Here is a 1,721-nt window from a genome sequence, read left to right on the forward strand (position 1 = left end):
ATGTGTATACGCCACCGGCGCACCCCCTCCCCCCCGCGGGGGGCCCCCCCACCCCACGACTTCCACCAGCAGCGACCAGGCGACCTAGGAGAGGGCATGTCCCCGCGTACGAACGACAACGAGCCCGCCGCGCGGCCGGTGGACGAAGACGAGGGCGACCTGCCGGACACCGGGACCCCGAGCGCTGCGGCAGCCGAGTCCGGGGCTGCGGGCTCCGCGCAGGACGACGAGCGGGTCGCGACCGTGCGGCAGGGCGCGGCGGCCGGGCGGCGCCGGCGGGCCGCGCGGCTCGCCGGATGCGCCGTCCTGCTGGCCGTCGCGATGACCGGCGGGGCGATCGCGCTCGGGGCCGCGCGGGACGGGGCGCCGGCGACCGTGGCGGTCGCCTCGAGTGCCGTGTCCCCCGGGCTGCTCAACAGCGGGAACCTCGACGCGAGCATCGCCGCGCTGCAGGCCCACCTCCGGTCGCAGCCCAGGGACTACGGCAGCTGGGCCACCCTCGGGCTCGCCTACGTCGAACAGGCACGGACCAAGGGCGACCCCTCCCGCTATCCGCAGGCCGAGAAGGCGCTGAAGCGCTCCCTGCGGCTGGCCCCGGACAACGACCAGGCCCTCTCCGGCAGCGCCGCCCTCGCCGCCGCCCGGCACGACTTCAAGGACGCCCTGACCTACGCGGACAAGGCGCTGAAGCAGAACCCCTACAGCGAACGCGCCCTGTCCTCCCGTATCGACGCCCTGGTCGAACTCGGCCGGTACGACGACGCCGCGAAGGCCGCCGACACCGCCGACGAGCGGCGCCCCGGCGTCCCGGTCTTCACGCGGTACGCCTACGTGCGCGAACTGCGCGGCGACGTGGGCGCGGCGCGCCGGGTCCTCCGGCAGGCCCTGTCCGCCGCGACCTCCCCCGGCGACGTGGCGTACGTATCCGCCCAGCTCGGCCAGCTCGCCTGGAACCAGGGCGACTACAAGACCGCACTCGCCTACTACGCCCGTTCCCTGGCCGCCGACGACAACTACCTCCCCGCCCTCGAGGGCCGGGCCCGGGCCCAGGCCGCGAGCGGCGACCGGGCCGACGCCGTCAAGGGGATGGAGCTCGTCGTCTCCCGCTATCCGCTGCCCGGCCCACTGGTCGAACTCGGCGAGCTGTACGAGGCACGCGGCGCCGGAGGGGACAAGGCCCGGGCCGCCGACCAGTACGCCCTGGTCGACGCCTGGATCGCCCTGGCCCGCGCCAACGGCGTCAACGCCGATCTCGACACCGCCCTGGCGGCGGCCGACCACGGGGACAAGGCCGAGGCCCTGCGTGCCGCGCGCGCCGAGTGGGCCCGCCGCCGCACCGTGCACACCGCGGACGCCCTCGCCTGGGCCCTGCACGTCAGCGGCCGTGACCAGGAGGCCCTGCCGTACGCCCGCCGGGCCACCGCCACCGGCTACCGCAACGCCTCCTTCCTCTACCACCGCGGCACGATCGAACTCGCCACGGGCCACCGGAAGGACGCCCGCGCCTCGCTCACGGCGGCCCTCCACCTGAACCCGGGCTTCTCTCCCCTGGGCGCGGCCAGGGCCCGTGCGGCGCTGAAGAAACTGGAGGCGGCCAAGTGAAGCCCCGTCGGCTGTTCGCCTCCGCCGCGGCCGTGCTCACGGCCGCCTGCGCGCTCGCGCTCGCCCCTTCCACGGTCGCTTTAAAACAACACAAGCGGCCCACCACCAAGACACGTGAT

Annotated in this window: 1 protein-coding gene; it reads left to right on the plus strand. The window is 75.3% G+C overall.

The genetic code is table 11. The features are described from left to right. Window positions 1-96: 96 nt before the first annotated feature. Complete coding sequence (locus ACFW2E_RS44075; protein WP_384476977.1) at window positions 97-1,602, plus strand: tetratricopeptide repeat protein; 1,506 nt, start codon at window positions 97-99, stop codon at window positions 1,600-1,602. Window positions 1,603-1,721: the final 119 nt, after the last annotated feature.

Origin of the sequence: Streptomyces sp. NPDC058964 (genome assembly GCF_042741275.1) — a bacterium.
Lineage (GTDB): Bacteria > Actinomycetota > Actinomycetes > Streptomycetales > Streptomycetaceae > Streptomyces.

What these genes read in the sequence shown, in the direction of transcription:
- ACFW2E_RS44075 (WP_384476977.1), top strand. Translation starts at nt 97, where the DNA reads ATGTCCCCGCGTACGAACGACAACGAGCCCGCCGCGCGGCCGGTGGAC.